Genomic DNA, 15,411 nt, shown 5'->3' with positions numbered 1-15,411 from the left:
ATGGCCAAGGGGTATGTCATCTTGACAGAGGAAATTCATGACCCCGAGGGGATGAAGGCCTACGGCGAGGCTGCCGGCGCGGCGATGGGCGGCGTCAAGGTCCTCGCCGTGGACGCCAAACCGCAAGTGCTCGAAGGCAACTGGCACGGCCATCAGACCGTCGTGCTGGAGTTCGAGTCGGTCGAGGCCGCTCAGGCCTGGTACGACTCGGAGGCTTACGGCAAGGCGCGAGCGCTGCGCCACGCCGCGGCCGACACCAACGCGGTAATTCTGTCGGGGTTTTAGCCCCAGCTGTGGTTGGCGCCCTGTTCGCGATACCAGTCGATGAGGTCCGGGTTGTCGATCGAGCGGGGGTCCAGCGACACGTCGGTATGGCCGGCCATGATCGCCGTCACCGGCACCTCGAGCTTCTTGCCGGTGCGGGTGTGCGGTATCCCCGGCGCGCAGATGATCTCGTCGGGGACGTGGCGGGGTGAGAGTTTGGTCCGGATCGCCGAGCGGATCGTCCCGACCAGCTCGTCGTCGAGCTCCCGGCCCGGCGCGAGCGTGACGAACAGCGGCATCCAGTAGGCGCCGTCGGGGCCGTCGATGCCGAGGACGAACCCCTCGGTGACCGCGTCGATCGCCTCGACCACTTCGTAGATGTCGGCCGAGCCCATCCGGATGCCGTGCCGGTTGAGGGTGGCGTCGCTGCGTCCGTGGATCACCAGCGAGCCCCGGTCGGTCACGGTGACCCAGTCGCCGTGCCGCCACACGTGCGGTGCCGGACCGTCAGCCCAGTGGTGATCGAAATACGCGGCGCGATAACGGGACCCGTCCTCGTCGTTCCAGAAACTCACCGGCATGGACGGCATGGGAGCGGTGATGACCATCTCGCCCACTTCGCCGACGAGCGGTTCACGGTGCGGCGACCAGCTATGCAGCGCCACCCCCAGATAGCGGGTGGTGAGCTCACCGGGTACCACCGGCACCCCGGCCGTGCCGCCGGCGAACGCGGTCACCACGTCGGTTCCGCCGCTGATCGAGGAGACGGCGACATGCTCGGCGACCTCCTCGCGCACCCAGTCGAAGAGGTCGGCCGGCAGTGGGGAACCGGTGCTGCCGATGGTGGCCAGCCGATGCAGGTCATGGGAGGCGCCCGGATGCAGCCCGGCTTTGCGCGAGGCCAGCAGGTGGCCGGGGCTGGTGCCGAAGTACGTCACCTTCTCGTCCTCGAGTAGCTGCCAGAGCCGGTCGGCATCGGGATAGAGCGGGTGGCCGCTGTAGCACACCACCGTCGAGCCGCACATCAGGCCGGCGATCCGGAAGTTCCACATCATCCAGCTCAGTGCGGTCTGCCAGAAGAAAACGTCGTCGGGCCCCAGATTGCCGTGCAGGGCAGCCGCTTTGAGGTGTTCCAGGATGACACCGCCGTGCCCGTGCACGATGCCCTTCGGTTTGCCGGTGGTGCCGGAGCTGAACAGCACCCACAGCGGGTGATCGAAGGCGACCACGGTGACCTCCGGGGCGGCCGGCCGGGCGATCAGGTGGCGGTAGCGCTCGCCGTCCAGCACCAGCAGATGGGGTTCATCGGGCAGCAGGTCCAGCAATTCCTTGGTGTCGGCGCGTTTGTCGAACCAGCGTCCGCCCAATTGGTAGCCGTCGGCGCTGAACAGCACCTTGGGCTCCAGTTGGGCCAGCCGCGACGCCGCACCCTGGGGCGCGTAGTCCTGCCCGCACGCCGACCACACCGCACCGATCGACGCCGTCGCCAGGAACGCGACCATGGCGTCGGCGACATCGGGGAGATATCCGGCCACGCAGTCACCGGTCTGCACGCCGAGTCGGCGCAGTTCAGCGGCAACCGCGCCGATCCGCCCACCGAGTTCCGCCCAGCCGATCTCGGTTCGGGTGCCGTCCTCGCCGATCCCGACGATGGCCGCTCCGGTGCGGTCCGTGTGCCGCAGGATCTGGTCGACGTAGTTCAGCCGGACGCCGGGGAACCAGTTCGCGCCCGGCATCGACGCGTCGGCGAGCACGCCCGCCTCGCCCGGAGCGGGATCGACCTCTGCTACCACGCCGAAGTGTTCCCACAGCGCCCGCCAGAACCGGGCCGGGTGATCGACCGACCACTGCCACAGCTCGGCGTAGCCGCCCGACGGCGCTTCATGCTGCGCGGCCGTGGTGGCGGCGAACTGTTTCCACTGGGGTTGCGTGCCCGGCACTGTGTTCCTCTCGTCGGTCCGCCTTCGGACGCATGTCATTGTGCCGCCCCACCGCGCCCCGAGTGCGTCTACCTCCGGTTTCACCCGATTCTGCACACGGCTTGCTCAAAGCGGTATTGGCATTCTCCAAAACTGCAAGTACGGTATCCAGCGATGGACCACCAATTCCAAACGTCGTCGGGAATCCCACTGCAGCCGGTGTATGGGCCGGCTGACCGTAGTGGTGATCCTCCCGCTCCGGGTGCTTTTCCGTTCACCCGGGGCAACTTCTCGAGTGGTTACCGCGGTCGGTTGTGGACTTTCCGTCAGTATTCCGGTTTCGGGACCGCCGAGGAGTCGAACAGCCGCTATCGCTATCTGCTCGAGCAGGGCGGTACCGGGCTGTCGGTGGCGCTGGATCTGCCGACTCAGTGTGGTTATGACTCTGATGATCCTGAGTATGGGGAGGAGGTGGGACGGGTCGGTGTCGCGGTGGACACTTTGGCTGATGCGGAGATTTTGTTCGACGGGATCCCGTTGGATGCGATCAGCACGAGTTTCACGATCAACGGCACAGCCGCGATTCTGCTGGCCTTCTACGTCGCGGCTGCGGAGAAGAAGGGTGTGCCGCGGGAGAAGTTGACCGGCACGATTCAGAACGACATCCTCAAGGAGTACGCGTCGCGTGGTACCTGGATCTGGCCGCCGGAGCCCTCGTTGCGGCTGATCGCCGACACCATCGAGTTCTGCGCGGCCGAGGTGCCGCGGTTCAACGCGATCTCGGTCGCCGGGGCGCATTTCCGCGATGCGGGCGCCAACGCCGTGCAGGAGATGGCGTTCACCCTTGCCGACGGTGTCACCTATTGCGACACCGTCGTCGAACGCGGCCGGATGAGCATCGACAAGTTCGCCCCGCAGATCTCGTTCTTCTTCTATACCCACGGTGACTTCTTCGAGGAGATCGCCAAATACCGTGCCGGACGGCGTCGGTGGGCGACGATTGTGCGGGAGCGCTACGGCGCGCAGACCGACAAGGCCTCGATGTTCCGGTTCGGCTGTGTGTCTGGTGGTGCGTCGTTGTACGCCCCGCAGGCGCAGAACAATCTGGTCCGGGTGGCTTACGAGGCGCTGGCCTCGGTACTGGGCGGCGTTCAGTCGATGTTCACCGCGGCCTGGGACGAGCCGTTCGCGCTGCCCAGCGAGGAGTCGGCGACGCTGGCGCTGCGCACCCAGCAGATCCTGGCCTATGAGACCGGGGTCGCCCGGGTGGCCGATCCGCTCGGCGGCTCGTACTTCGTCGAGGCGCTCACCGATGCGACCGAGGAGCGCATCATCGAGATCATGGCGGATCTGGAAGCCCACGGCGGCATGGTGCGCTGTATCGAGGACGGCTATCTGCAGGGTCTGATCGCTGATGAGGCCTTCAAGATTCATCAGGAGGTCGAATCCGGTGAGCGTCCGGTGGTGGGTGTGAACAAGTTTGTTGTCGATGAGCCCGCGCCGGACCTGGCGACCTATGAACTGGATGCCGAGGGCCGCGACAAGCAACTGCAACGGCTGGCCAAGGTCAAGGCCGACCGCGACGGGGTCGCGGTGAAGGAAGCTCTTGCTGCGCTGTCCACAGCCGCCGAGGGCGAGGACAACCTGATGCACAAGCTGATCGACTGCGCCAATGCCTACTGCACCGTGGGGGAGATGGTGTCCACGCTGAAGTCGGTCTGGGGCGAGTTCCAGCAGCCGGTGGTCTTCTGATGAGCGCTCGCATCCTGGTTGCCAAACCCGGTCTGGACGGGCACGACCGGGGCGCCAAGATTGTGGCCCGCGCGCTACGCGATGCCGGATTCGAGGTGATCTACACCGGAATCCGGCAACGCGTCGAGGACATCGTGTCGATCGCTCTTCAGGAAGACGTCGCCGTGGTCGGACTCTCCATCCTGTCGGGTGCGCACCTGGCCCTCACGCAGCGCACCGTCGACGCGCTGCGCGCCGCCGACGCGGGTGACATCGCGGTCATCGTCGGGGGCACGATTCCGCTCAGTGACGTACCCAAACTGATGGAAGCCGGTGCAGCCGCAGTGTTTCCGACCGGAACATCGCTGGAAACCCTAGTCCGTGACGTCCGGGCACTGACCTCGGGACAGGTGGTCGAGTAATGCGTCTTGGCGTGATGATCGGTGCCGAGCGCGGCGACATGACCCGCAAGGTGAAGAAGCTGATCGCTGACATCGAGTGGGCCGACTCCGCGGGACTGTCGACCGCGTGGATGCCGCAGGTGCCCGACGATTTTGATCTGCTGAGCATGGTCGCGTTGATGGCGTCGCACAGCACCCGCATCGAACTCGGCACGGCCGTGGTTCCGTTGCAGCCGCAGCATCCCATTGCACTTGCCCGCCAGGCGCTTTCGGTGCATGCCATCTCGAACGGGCGGCTGGCGCTGGGCGTCGGCCCGTCGCACCACTGGATCATCCGCGACATGCTGGGCCTGCCCTACGACAAACCTGCCGCCTACACCCGCGACTACCTCGAGGTGCTCAATGCGGCGATCTCGGGGCCTGGGCCGGTGGACGTCGAGAACGACAGCTTCACTGTCCACAACCCGACCGCGCTCGGCGCCGAGACGAAGATGCCGGTGCTGGTGGCTGCGTTGGGCCCGGTGATGCTGCAGATCGCGGGTGAGCATGCGGACGGCACCACGCTCTGGATGGCCGACGAGAAGGCCATCGGCGAGCACATCGCTCCCAAGATCAATAAGGCCGCCGCCGACGCCGGCAAGCTCGCGCCGCGCATCGTCGCCGGTATCCCGGTCACCCTCTGCGCGAATTCCGAGATCGCTACCGCCAAGGACCGGGCCAACCGCATTCTGGCCGAGGCCGAGACGTCGCCCAACTATCAGCGACTGCTGGATCGGGGTGACGCCCGCGATGTCGGTGACCTCTGTGCGGCCGGCGATGAAGAGTCGATCCTCAAGCGGTTCCGCGCGTTCGCCGATGCCGGCGTGACCGATCTCTCGGTGCGGCTGCTGCCGATCGGGGAGACGCGCGACGAATTGGTGGCATCGAAATACCGTACGCGCGAGGTGATTTCACAGCTCGCCACCGAAGTTCGATGAAGGGGCCGCTCGCCGGCGTCCGCATTCTCGAGGTCGGCACCATGCTGGCCGGCCCGTATGCCACCATGCTGCTGGCCGACCTCGGTGCGCAGGTGATCAAGATCGAGCCACCCGGCGGGGAGATCTCCCGCCAGGTGGGGACGAGCTATTTCGCCAGTCTCAACCGCAACAAGCGCAGCGTGTGCCTGGACCTGGGGTCCGAAGCCGGACAACAGCGGCTGGCTGAGCTGGCCGCGGAATCCGATGCGCTGCTGGTCAACATGAAGCCCTCGGTGATCCGTCGCTTCGGGCTCACCTACGACGCACTGCGTCGACACAACGAGAAGATCGTGTGCGTCGCGCTGACCGGCTACGGACTCGACGGCGGGGACGACCCAGCTTTCGACTACGTGATCCAGGCGGCGACCGGGGTGGCGGCGATGACCGGCGATCCCGACGGTCCGCCGACCTTGCCCGGCTACTCGTCGGCCGACAACTCCACCGGGTTGACCGCTGCACTGGGACTTCTCGCGATGATCGTCTCCGGCCAGGGTGGGCAGGTGGACGTGTCGCTGCGCGACGTGATGTTCTCCCAACTGAATTACCGTGCCTCGGCATACCTCAACGACGGTGTGCGCCCACGCCGGTATCCCTTTGGCGCGCACTCGTTCTACGTTCCCGCCCAACTATTTCCGACGGCGGACGGGTACCTGGCGCTGTTCGTCACCCACGACGGTTTCTGGAACGCATTCGCCGCCGAGGCCGGCATCGAGGGTTTTCCGACGATGGCCGAGCGCGCCGAACGTCGCGATGAGGTCCTCGCCGTGGTGACCAAAGCGCTGGCCGAGGACACCGCCACGGGGTGGGAGGCCCGGTTGCGCCCGCTGGGCATTCCGGCCGCCGCCGTGCGATCGCTTCCCGAGGCTATCGAGGCGACCCCGGAGGTCACCGTCACGGCCGGGGATTTCCATCTGGTCGGCAGCCCGGTGCGGGTGCTGGGGTATCAGCCCGAGTACCTGCCGCCGCCGGAACTGGACGAGTTTCAGTCGTCGTAGCTGACGGTCACATCCGTCTCGGGCATGCCCTGGCAGGTGAGCACGAGCCCTTCGTCGATCTCGCTGTCGTCGAGCACCTCGTTGACCCGCATCTTGACGTTGCCTTCGGTGACCGTCGCAATGCATGTGCCGCAGTTGCCCGCCTCGCAGCTGTAGGGCGGGGTCAGGCCGGCCCGGCGGGCGGTCTCCAGGATCGTGTCGCCGTCGTTGACCGGCACCGTCACCGTCTTACCGTCCAGCGTGATGGTCGCCGTGGCCATCTACTTCTCTCCTCGCGTTCTGAGCACTATCATTCTACCCAGACGAGAATACAGTTCTCTGCTGGCGATAGTATGTTCTCGTCTTGCCGACCTGTCGATGGGATTGTCACTGACCATGTGCGAGCGGACCGCGCCGTGAGCGACGTGAGGGTGCTTGCCTTCGAGGACCGCATCTACACACGATCCCAGGTCGAGGCGCTGTCCGCCGGGTTGGCCGACACCCTGGCGAGCCGCGGGGTGCAGGCCGGACAGCGGGTCGCCCTGATGTCGTCGAACCGACCCGAGTTCATCTTCGCGGTGCAGGCGATCTGGCGCCTCGGTGCGTCGGCGGTGCTGATCAGTCCCAGCTGGAAAGACGCCGATGTCGGTCATGCTCTTGAGGTGGCGAGGGTCGACCACGCCGTCGGCGACAGCCCGGTGCTGGCCGACACGCTGCCGATGCTGAGCCTCGACGAGCCGATCAACCCGGCGGATCCGGTCGCCTGGGAGCCGGCGCCCGAGACCGATGCGGTGCTGGTCTTCAGTTCGGGCACCACGGGAATGCCGAAGGCGGTGCGGCACACCCACCGCTCGCTGGCCGCGGGGGTGCGGCACTGGCGCCGGGCACTGGGCCTGACGGCCGTCGACCGGATGCAGATCGTCACCCCTCCGTCGCACATTCTGGGCCTGCTCAACATCCTCACCGTGCTCGACGCCGGTGCGTGGATGCGTCTGCACCGCAGGTTCGACGTCGACAGCATGCTGGCGCACATCCAGGAGGACCGCATCACCATTGAAATGGCGGTGGCCCCAATCGCACTGGCGATCGCGTCGCATCCGAAACTGGAGACATTCGATCTTTCCTCGCTGCGTTTCATCATGTGGTGTGCCACGCCGGTCACCGTGAGTGTGGCCGACGAAGTGACCCGGCGCGCCGGCGTCGGGTGGATCTCGGCGTACGGCACCAGCGAGGTGCCGGTGATCGCCTGCTGTCCGCGCGACGACGTCAGGCTGGACACCGTGGGCAGACCGATTCCAAAGGTGCGCATCGTGTCGACGGACACTGGTGAGCCGGTCGAATCCGGTCAGACGGGGGAGATCCAGGTCTGCTCGGAGTCGGCGATGGCCGGCTATTTGCCCGAGGTGGCCACCGCCGACGCGTTCAGTGACGGCTGGTACCGCACCGGCGACATCGGCTACCTCGACGACGGTTGGTTGCGAATCACCGACCGGCTGAAGGAGATGATCAAGGTGCGCGGGTTCCAGGTCGCGCCGGTCGAGATCGAGTCGGTACTGCACGGGCACCCGGCCGTACGGGACTGTGCGGTGTTCGGGGTGCCGGACCCGGCCGACGGCGAGGCGGTCATCGCCGCGGTGGCCGTCACCGAGCCGGTGAGTTCCGACGAGCTGGACGCTCTGATCGCCGGTCGGCTGGCGTCCTACAAACGCCCTCGTGACATCGTGTTCGTGCCCGAAATCCCGCGCCTGCCGTCGGGCAAGGCGCTGCGGCGAATTCTCAAGGAGCAGTATGGACGTACGTCTGACCAGTGAGCAGCAGCAGCTGCGCGACGCCGCGGCCCGGTTGGCCGACGACTTCGGTCCCGGGTCCGTCGCGGACCTTGATGACGAGTCGCGGCGGGCGCGGCTGGCCAAGACCGTCGACGCGACCGGCTGGCGCTCCCTTCGCACCGACGGTGCCAGCGGGGTCGAAGTCGCCTTGGTCGCCGAGGAATTCGCCCGCGGCCTGGTCGACGTGCCGTTCCTGGGACCGGCCCTTGCCGACGATCTCTACCGCCTGCTGGGGGCCGAGCCGCTGCCGGCGAGTATCGCCGTCGGTGAGGTCGTTCTCGACGCCGACGGTGTCGGTGCGGCGTTGCGGCTGGCCGACACCACCGTGGAGTCGGTCGGCGTGGGTGACGTCCGCGTTGCCGCAGATCTGACCAGGATCACCGCCGCGGTCTCCGGCTCGGCCGAGGCGGTGGGGGAGTTGACGGCCCAGGACGCGCAGCGCTGGTATGCGCTGGCGCTGGCGGTGACGACGGCCGATCTGGTCGGTGCCGCCCGCGGCGCCCACTCGCTGGCAACCGAGTACGCGAAAGTGCGTGAGCAGTACGGGTCGGCGATCGGCTCGTATCAGGCTGTGGCGCACATGCTGGCTGAGGGGCTGGCCCTCATCGAGGGGTCGGTCAGCGTCCTGCGGCATGCGGCGTGGGCTGTCGACGAGCTGCCCGCGGATAGCGCGGTGGAGGCTGCCCGGATCGCCAAGATCTATTGCGCACGAGCCGCATTGGCGGTCTGCGAGATGTCGATCCAGGTACACGGAGGAATCGGCAACACTTGGGAGTGTCTCGCCCACATCTACCTGCGTCGGGTGCTGGCAGCCACCGAGGCTTGGCCAGTCAAGTTGGAGGAGTTGACCATTGGACTTTCGTGATTCGCCAGCTGAGGCCGCCTTCCGGGAGCGGCTGCGTGGCTGGCTGAAAGAACAGAAGGGCAAGTTCCCGACGTCGGGTGACGCCTACTGGGCCAAGGCCGGGGAGTGGCATCAGGCGCTGTACGCCGCCGGCTTCTTCGGTACATCGTGGCCGAAAAAGTACGGCGGCCAGGGCTTACCGACCGTCTTCGACGTGATCGTCGACGAGGAGATCGCCAAGGCCGGCGCACCGGCCCGGCCGAGCCTGGGCTATCTGGTGGTGGGCTTGAGTCACCACGGCAGCGAGGAACTTGCCCAGCGTTTCCTGCCCGGCATGATCAACGGCACCGAGCGTTGGTGCCAGGGCTTTTCGGAGCCCGGCGCCGGCTCGGACCTGGCCTCGCTGACGACGACGGCAACCCGAGACGGTGACGAGTACGTCATCAACGGCCACAAGATCTGGACCAGTTACTCCGATTGCGCAGACTGGTGCCTGGTGCTGGCGCGCACCGACAAGGATGTGCCCAAGCACAAGGGCATCTCGGCGTTCATCATCTCGATGCACCAGCCCGGAATCGTCCAGCGACCACTGAAGATGATCAGCGGTGTCACCAAGGAGTTCGGCCAGGTCGGGTTCGACGGTGCCCGGGTACCGGCCGCGAACATGGTGGGCGCGCCGGGCGACGGCTGGAAGCTGGCCATGACCGTGGTGAGCCACGAGCGCGAGCCCTCAACCCTGGGCTTCTCGGCGCGCTACGGAAAGCTGGTGCGTCAGATGGCGTCCCGGGTCGACGGCCCGGCGCCCGACGAACTGTCTTGGGCCTGGGTGCAGACCGAGATGTTGCGCCTGCACGTGCGGCGGCGGCTGTCCGAGCAGCTCGACGGCATCAAGCACGGCCCGGACGGCTCGCTGGACAAGCTGCTGATGACCTGGACCGAGCAATCGGTCGGCCATGCCGCGCTGGCCACCGTCGGCACCGGCGACGAGGAGTTGTTCGGCGCTTACCTCTACAGTCGCGCCCAGAGTGTGATGGGCGGAACGTCACAGATTCAGAAGAACATCATCGCCGGCCGCATCCTTGGACTAGGAGTCTAGATATGTACGACATGCCAGACGAAATCGACGTCAAGGCCGACGGCCCGCTGCGCATCATCACGCTGAATCGTCCCGACGAGCTGAACGCCGTCAACGACAACCTGCACGTGGGGCTGGCCAAGATCTGGGAGGCGCTCAACGAGGATGCCTCCGCGCGGGCGGCCGTCATCACCGGCGCGGGCCGGGCGTTTTCAGCCGGCGGTGACTTCAACTATCTCGACGAACTGCGCAACGATGAAGCGTTGCGGCAGAAGACGATCAAGCATGGTCGCGATCTGGTGATCGGCATGGTCCGCTGTCGGATTCCGGTGATCGCGGCGGTCAACGGACCGGCCGTCGGTCTGGGTTGCAGCCTGGCCGCGCTGTCGGATGTCGTGTACATGGCCGAGACCGCGTTCTTCGCCGATCCGCACGTGTCCATCGGCTTGGTCGCCGCCGACGGGGGCCCGCTGGTGTGGGGATCGCAGATCTCTCTGCTGCAGGCCAAGGAGTTCGCCCTGACCGGCGTGCGCATCAAGGCACAGCGTGCGGTGGAGCTCGGGCTTGCCAATCACGTTGTCGCCGAACCCGTATCGGAGGCTATTGCCTGCGCCAAGAAGCTCGTCGAGCTGCCGCAGCAAGCGGTCGAGGCGACCAAGCGGCTGATGAACATCCAGCTGGAGAAGTCGGTGATGGCCTCGCTGGACTACGCGAACCTCGCCGAGTACGTGTCGTTCGGCACCGCCGACTTCAACAAGATCGTCGACGGATTGATCGCCAAGAAGTAGCGCGACAGTAACGCCACGGCGGAGATTCGATGGAATTCTCGCCGTGGCGTTACTGTCGGCGCCGCTACTTCGGCGGGAAGCGCAACGCGCCGTCGAGCCGGATGGTTTCGCCGTTGAGGTAGTCGTTCTCGGCGATCGAGAGCGCCAGCGCGCCGTACTCGACCGAGCGGCCCATCCGCTTGGGGAACGGCACCTGCGGACCCCAGTAGGCCTCCAGCTGGTCGGCCGCCTTACCGTAGGCGGGCGTGTTGATGGTGCCGGGCGCGATCGACATCACCCGGATCCCCAACGGCGAAAGATCGCGTGCAGCAACCAGTGTCATCGCGACGACGCCACCCTTGGCCGCCGAGTAGGGCAGCTGGCCGATCTGGCCCTCGAACGCGGCGATCGAGGCGGTGTTGATGATGACGCCACGGGCGCCGTTCTCGTCGGGTTCCTGGCGCGCCATCGCGGCGGCGACGTGGCGCATGACGTTGAACACCGCGGTCAGGTAGAAGGTGATGGTCTTGGTGAACGCCTCCATCTCCATAGGCGAGCCGTCCTTGCCGACCAGCCGCCCGCCGCCGGCCGGGCCGCCGTGGGTATCCACCGAAACCCGCAGTGGTCCGAGCTCCTCGGCCGCGGCGATGGCCGCCAGTACGTCGTCGTCATTGGTGACGTCGGTGCGCACATACGGAATGCCGAGCTCGGCGGCGAGTTCCTTGCCCTTGTCGTCGGCCAGGTCGGCGATCACGACCTTGACGCCCGCCCCGTGCAGCTTGCGCACGGTTGCCTCACCCAGGCCGCCCGCGCCACCGAAGACGACGGCCGAACTTCCACTGATCTGCATAGCGTTACCCTTCTTGCAACTGACGCTCTCTACTTGAGAGAATAGTATTCTCATGCCGTCTGAAATAGGTCAACCCGAACTGGTGGCGACGTCCGCGCTAGCGTTGCGCTCCATGGATGTCGCCGAACTGATCACCGCGGCCCGGGGCGGCAACACCCGCGCGGTGGGGCGGCTGTTGAGCCTGGTCGAGAGTGATCGGCGTGACGAGGTGCTCGCCGAGCTCGGTCCGGCGGCGATTCCGGTGGTCGGCGTGACGGGTCCGCCCGGTGCGGGCAAGTCGACGACGATCGCGGTGCTCGTCGCCGCGTATCGCGAACGCGGACAGCGAGTCGCGGTGCTGGCGGTGGACCCCTCGTCGCCGTACAGCGGCGGGGCCTTGCTGGGCGATCGGATCCGGATGGCCGCGCATATCAACGACCCCGATGTGCTGATCCGCTCGGTGGCCACCCGCGGGCATCTCGGCGGCCTTGCCGCCGCCGTGCCCGCGGCCATCCGGCTGCTGGGTGCGCTGGCCTATGACGTCGTGCTGCTGGAGAGTGTCGGGGTCGGACAGTCCGAGATCGAGATCGCCGCCGTCGCCGATCCCACCATCGTGATCCTCAACCCGGGTGCCGGCGACGCGGTCCAGGCTGCCAAGGCCGGCCTGCTCGAGGTCGCCGATCTGGTGGTGGTGAACAAGGCCGACCGCGAGGGCGCCGCACAGACGGTTCGCGATCTCAAGTTCGAGACCCACGTCCCGGTGTTGACATTGATCGCCGCCAGGGCGGAGGGGGTGGGGGAGCTCATCGAGGCGATCGAGGCGCACCGGCGGGCCGACACCCCCGCCCGGCGCGCCGCGAGGGCCCGCCAACAGGTGCTGTCGCTGGCACAGACCCGACTGCACGGCCACCCGGATCTCGATGCGCTGGCCCAGGCCGTCGCCGACGGCCGCCTCGACCCCTACAGCGCGGCGGAAATGCTCATCGCCCAGCGGGTTTCGCCGGATGTCGAATCACGGTGAGCCGGTGGCCTACTTGCGGGCGAAGCCCTGGGAGCAGAAGGTCCACACTTCCTCGCCGCTGATCGGCGTGTGAACGTCCTCCTCGTCCTCCACCGAACTCGACTGGGCGATGAACATGATGGTCTGCATCGTCATGGCCGCGAGCCGGCGGGGGTTGGCGTCTTCGCGCAGTTCGCCGGCCTGCGAGGCCTGCTCCATCAGCTCGGCGAACAGCGCGACCAGCGGCGCGTGGGCGACCTTGACTTCGTTGGGATGCGAGATCAGCAGTTGCGGGGCGAAGTCGGTGAACAGCGGGCGCCGCGCGGTGGGGTCGGGCCGGGACAGCTCGAACAACAGGGTGACGGCCACCTTGAGGCGATCCAGGGGATCCTTCTGGGCCGACGTGGCCGCCCGGATCTGATCGGCTGCGCGGCTCAGGGCGTCCTCGAACAGCGCCAGCAGCAACTCGTGCTTACCGTCGAACTGCAGGTAGAAGCTGCGCAGGGACTGACGAGACCGGTCCACCACTTCCTGCACGGTGAAGTCGGTGCTGCCCTTCTCGGTGATGATGGCCTGTGCGGCATCCAGAAATCGCTGCACGCGCTGCCCGGCGCGCACCTTGGCGGTCCGGATGGACCGCTCGACGGCGCGCTGCTTCCAGGCAGGCTCTTCGCTTGGGCTGTTCACTGCGGGGCTCTGAACGAGCGCGTGTCAGCGGTTCGGATGTTGCTCACGGTAAGAGAGTACTACTCTCAGCGAAGAGAATTACGTTCTCAATCCAATACGAACGAAATTTTTCGCCGACAACAGTCTAAACGGTGACCAGTGCATTCGCCGCGATGGTGTATCTCACAGATTTCCCAGCCGGGGCGCGTGCCCGAGCGAGCGGACGATCGCGCCCGCCTCCCGGGTCAGGTCACGCGCCGAACCGAGCAGCCCGTCGAGCACGAAGACCCGCTTGACGTGCCGGTGCAGGTCATGCTCCGCGGTGAAGCCGATGCCGCCCAGCACCTGCTGACAGTGCTTGGCCGCGGTCAGCGCGGCCTGACCGGCCGCAGCCTTGCCCAGTAGACAACCCAGTTCGTCGGGGTTCTCCCGGGCCGCCAGCAGGGTCGCCTCCGCGCCTTCGATGGCCACCAGGGTCTCGGCGAGCCGATGGCGCACCGCCTGGAACGATGCGATCGGGCGGCCGAACTGCACCCGATCGACGGCGTGTTGGCGGGCCAGCATCAGCATCGTGCGAGCCGACCCCACCAGCCACCAGCCCAGTGCCAGACGCCCCCGTGCGAGCGGGACGTCGTCGCCGGCGTCGGTGACACGGACGGGCAGTTCGGGATCCATCGCCGAAGCCACACCGTCGGTGCGTTCCCACATCACCCAACGTCCGCCGGTGTATGGAAGTGCGACGGTGCCACCGGGCGGACGTCCGGCCGCCGTGAGCACGACGTCATTGATCACACCGGCATGAGTACCGGTCGTACCCAGCAGGCCGAACACCAGAGGTGTTGCCTCGTCCGGGATTTCGTCGAGCATCTCGAGCCAGCCGAGGTCGGCCAGCACGTCCTCGACGTTAGGTGTTCCGGCCGCCGCGGCCGAGGTCATCGACTTCTCCAGCGTGTCGGCCAGCATCCCGAGTTCGCCGTCGTCCACGTCTCACTCCTTCCCGAGGTCGAGGAGCCGGCGGGCGATGATGTTGCGCTGGATCTCCGCGGTGCCGCCGTAGATGGTGGCCGAGCGGGAATAGAGGAACTCCGAACGCCATGGCGTCTCGTCGAGTTCGAGGACGCCCGGCAGCGCATCGCGCGCGGTCTCGTAGAGGCGCTGTTCGGCGCCGGCCAGCAACACCTTGTCGATGGAGGTCTCCGGTCCCAGCTTCGCCCCACCGGCGAATCGCCGCTGGGTGCCCGCCGAGCGGGAGCGGACGGTGTGCAGGGCGAGGTAGGCGGCGCCGAGTTCAGCGTCGCCGACGTCGGTGCCGTCGCCGATCAGCCGGTCCAGCCGGGTGAACAGATAGGAGATGCGCTGCCAGAAACAGGTCGACCGCTCGAACGGCAACAGGTCGTTGGCCAGTCGCCAGCCGTCTCCGGGGTTGCCGAGCATGCGGTCGGCCGGGACGACCACGTCGTCGAAGTAGACCTCGCAGAACTCGTCGACCCCGTGCATGGTGTGCAGCGGCCGCACGGTGATGCCCGGCGAATCCATGTCGATGAAGAATGCGGTAATGCCTTCATGCTTGGGTGTTTCCGGCGTCCCGGTACGGGTCAGCAGAACGCAGCGCTTCGAGAACTGGGCGAAGCTGGTCCACACTTTCTGGCCGTTGATGACCCATTCGTCGCCGCGCTGGGTCGCCCTGGTGGACAGCGATGCCAGGTCGCTGCCCGAGCCCGGCTCGGAGAACCCCTGGCACCAGTGTTCCTCGCCGCGCAGGTAACGCGGCACCATCTCGGCTGCCAGTTCGGGCCGCGCATACGAGATCATGGTCGGCACAAGGACTTCCATCATCGAGTACGGTCCCGGCTCGGCGATGTTGCGGCCGAGCACCTCCTCGGCGACCACCATCCGCGTGATCACCGAACCGCCTAGGCCGCCCACTTCTTCGGGCCAGCCGTAACGCATCCACCCCGCGTCGTACAGCGCTTTGCGCACCCGGCTCATCTGCGCAATATGGCCCGGCAGCGAATGATCATCGCCCGGAGTCAGATCGTTGTCTTCGAGCCAGGCAATCAGGCCGCTGCGGAACTCTTCGACCGTCATCCCGGATT

At 66.8% G+C, this 15,411-nt stretch carries 16 protein-coding genes; 10 read left to right on the top strand and 6 right to left on the bottom strand.

What is annotated here, in order from left to right; all coding sequences use genetic code 11:
- Positions 1-285, top strand: coding sequence for a DUF1330 domain-containing protein (locus ORI27_RS15235; RefSeq protein ID WP_265997648.1), 285 nt, complete (start codon positions 1-3; stop codon positions 283-285).
- On the opposite strand, the gene ORI27_RS15230 is transcribed toward ORI27_RS15235, so the two are convergent.
- A complete protein-coding gene (locus ORI27_RS15230; RefSeq protein ID WP_407666313.1) occupies positions 282-2,243 on the bottom strand; it encodes an acetoacetate--CoA ligase in 1,962 nt (653 codons plus the stop codon). The genes ORI27_RS15235 and ORI27_RS15230 overlap by 4 nt on opposite strands.
- Positions 2,244-2,357: 114 nt before the next feature.
- Here ORI27_RS15230 and ORI27_RS15225 point away from each other — a divergent pair, with 114 nt between their 5' ends.
- The 4 genes from ORI27_RS15225 to ORI27_RS15210 are packed head-to-tail and all read left to right on the top strand — an operon-like array spanning position 2,358 to position 6,326.
- Positions 2,358-3,935 (top strand): methylmalonyl-CoA mutase family protein, encoded by a 1,578-nt coding sequence (locus ORI27_RS15225; RefSeq protein ID WP_265997650.1) that lies wholly within the window; start codon positions 2,358-2,360, stop codon positions 3,933-3,935.
- A complete protein-coding gene (locus ORI27_RS15220) occupies positions 3,935-4,336 on the top strand; it encodes a cobalamin B12-binding domain-containing protein (RefSeq protein WP_265997651.1) in 402 nt (133 codons plus the stop codon). The genes ORI27_RS15225 and ORI27_RS15220 overlap by 1 nt, the downstream gene beginning before the upstream one ends.
- Entirely contained in the window at positions 4,336-5,292 is a 957-nt protein-coding gene (locus ORI27_RS15215) for an LLM class F420-dependent oxidoreductase (protein ID WP_265997652.1), read from the top strand. The genes ORI27_RS15220 and ORI27_RS15215 overlap by 1 nt, the downstream gene beginning before the upstream one ends.
- Positions 5,289-6,326: a CaiB/BaiF CoA transferase family protein gene (locus ORI27_RS15210; protein ID WP_265997653.1), complete on the top strand. Its 1,038-nt coding sequence runs from the start codon at positions 5,289-5,291 to the stop codon at positions 6,324-6,326. The genes ORI27_RS15215 and ORI27_RS15210 overlap by 4 nt, the downstream gene beginning before the upstream one ends.
- Here the strand turns inward: ORI27_RS15210 and ORI27_RS15205 are convergent.
- A complete protein-coding gene (locus ORI27_RS15205; RefSeq protein WP_265997655.1) occupies positions 6,314-6,586 on the bottom strand; it encodes a 2Fe-2S iron-sulfur cluster-binding protein in 273 nt (90 codons plus the stop codon). The two genes, ORI27_RS15210 and ORI27_RS15205, sit on opposite strands and share 13 nt — an antisense overlap.
- A 135-nt stretch (positions 6,587-6,721) precedes the next feature.
- Here ORI27_RS15205 and ORI27_RS15200 point away from each other — a divergent pair, with 135 nt between their 5' ends.
- The 4 genes from ORI27_RS15200 to ORI27_RS15185 are packed head-to-tail and all read left to right on the top strand — an operon-like array spanning position 6,722 to position 10,841.
- Positions 6,722-8,116: a class I adenylate-forming enzyme family protein gene (locus ORI27_RS15200; RefSeq protein WP_265997656.1), complete on the top strand. Its 1,395-nt coding sequence runs from the start codon at positions 6,722-6,724 to the stop codon at positions 8,114-8,116.
- Positions 8,094-8,999, top strand: coding sequence for an acyl-CoA dehydrogenase family protein (locus tag ORI27_RS15195; protein ID WP_265997657.1), 906 nt, complete (start codon positions 8,094-8,096; stop codon positions 8,997-8,999). The genes ORI27_RS15200 and ORI27_RS15195 overlap by 23 nt, the downstream gene beginning before the upstream one ends.
- The gene (locus tag ORI27_RS15190; protein ID WP_265997658.1) at positions 8,986-10,074 is read left to right on the top strand and encodes an acyl-CoA dehydrogenase family protein; all 1,089 of its coding nucleotides are present in this window, start codon (positions 8,986-8,988) and stop codon (positions 10,072-10,074) included. The genes ORI27_RS15195 and ORI27_RS15190 overlap by 14 nt, the downstream gene beginning before the upstream one ends.
- A 2-nt stretch (positions 10,075-10,076) precedes the next feature.
- Positions 10,077-10,841, top strand: coding sequence for an enoyl-CoA hydratase/isomerase family protein (locus tag ORI27_RS15185; protein ID WP_265997659.1), 765 nt, complete (start codon positions 10,077-10,079; stop codon positions 10,839-10,841).
- Between the two features lie 64 nt (positions 10,842-10,905).
- On the opposite strand, the gene ORI27_RS15180 is transcribed toward ORI27_RS15185, so the two are convergent.
- On the bottom strand, positions 10,906-11,670 hold the full coding sequence (locus ORI27_RS15180) for an SDR family NAD(P)-dependent oxidoreductase (protein ID WP_265997660.1): 765 nt from the start codon (positions 11,668-11,670) through the stop codon (positions 10,906-10,908).
- A gap of 112 nt (positions 11,671-11,782) precedes the next feature.
- Between ORI27_RS15180 and meaB the strand changes: the two genes are divergently transcribed.
- Positions 11,783-12,670 carry a methylmalonyl Co-A mutase-associated GTPase MeaB gene (meaB, locus tag ORI27_RS15175; protein ID WP_265997794.1) on the top strand — a complete coding sequence of 296 codons (888 nt, stop codon included), beginning with the start codon at positions 11,783-11,785 and terminating at the stop codon, positions 12,668-12,670.
- Between the two features lie 9 nt (positions 12,671-12,679).
- Here meaB and ORI27_RS15170 read toward each other — a convergent pair whose 3' ends face one another.
- From ORI27_RS15170 to ORI27_RS15160, 3 genes are all read right to left on the bottom strand, one after another.
- Positions 12,680-13,336, bottom strand: a complete 657-nt coding sequence (locus tag ORI27_RS15170; RefSeq protein ID WP_265997661.1) for a TetR/AcrR family transcriptional regulator — start codon at positions 13,334-13,336, stop codon at positions 12,680-12,682.
- A 162-nt stretch (positions 13,337-13,498) separates the two neighbouring features.
- Entirely contained in the window at positions 13,499-14,278 is a 780-nt protein-coding gene (locus tag ORI27_RS15165; RefSeq protein ID WP_407666319.1) for an acyl-CoA dehydrogenase family protein, read from the bottom strand.
- 24 nt (positions 14,279-14,302) lie between these two features.
- A complete protein-coding gene (locus ORI27_RS15160) occupies positions 14,303-15,403 on the bottom strand; it encodes an acyl-CoA dehydrogenase family protein (protein WP_265997798.1) in 1,101 nt (366 codons plus the stop codon).
- Positions 15,404-15,411: the final 8 nt, after the last annotated feature.

Origin of the sequence: Mycobacterium pinniadriaticum, from assembly GCF_026242045.1 — a bacterium.
In the GTDB taxonomy this organism is placed as follows: domain Bacteria; phylum Actinomycetota; class Actinomycetes; order Mycobacteriales; family Mycobacteriaceae; genus Mycobacterium; species Mycobacterium pinniadriaticum.
The sequence above is the reverse complement of the archived record's forward strand: the minus strand, read 5'-3'. Positions and strand labels throughout refer to the sequence as shown.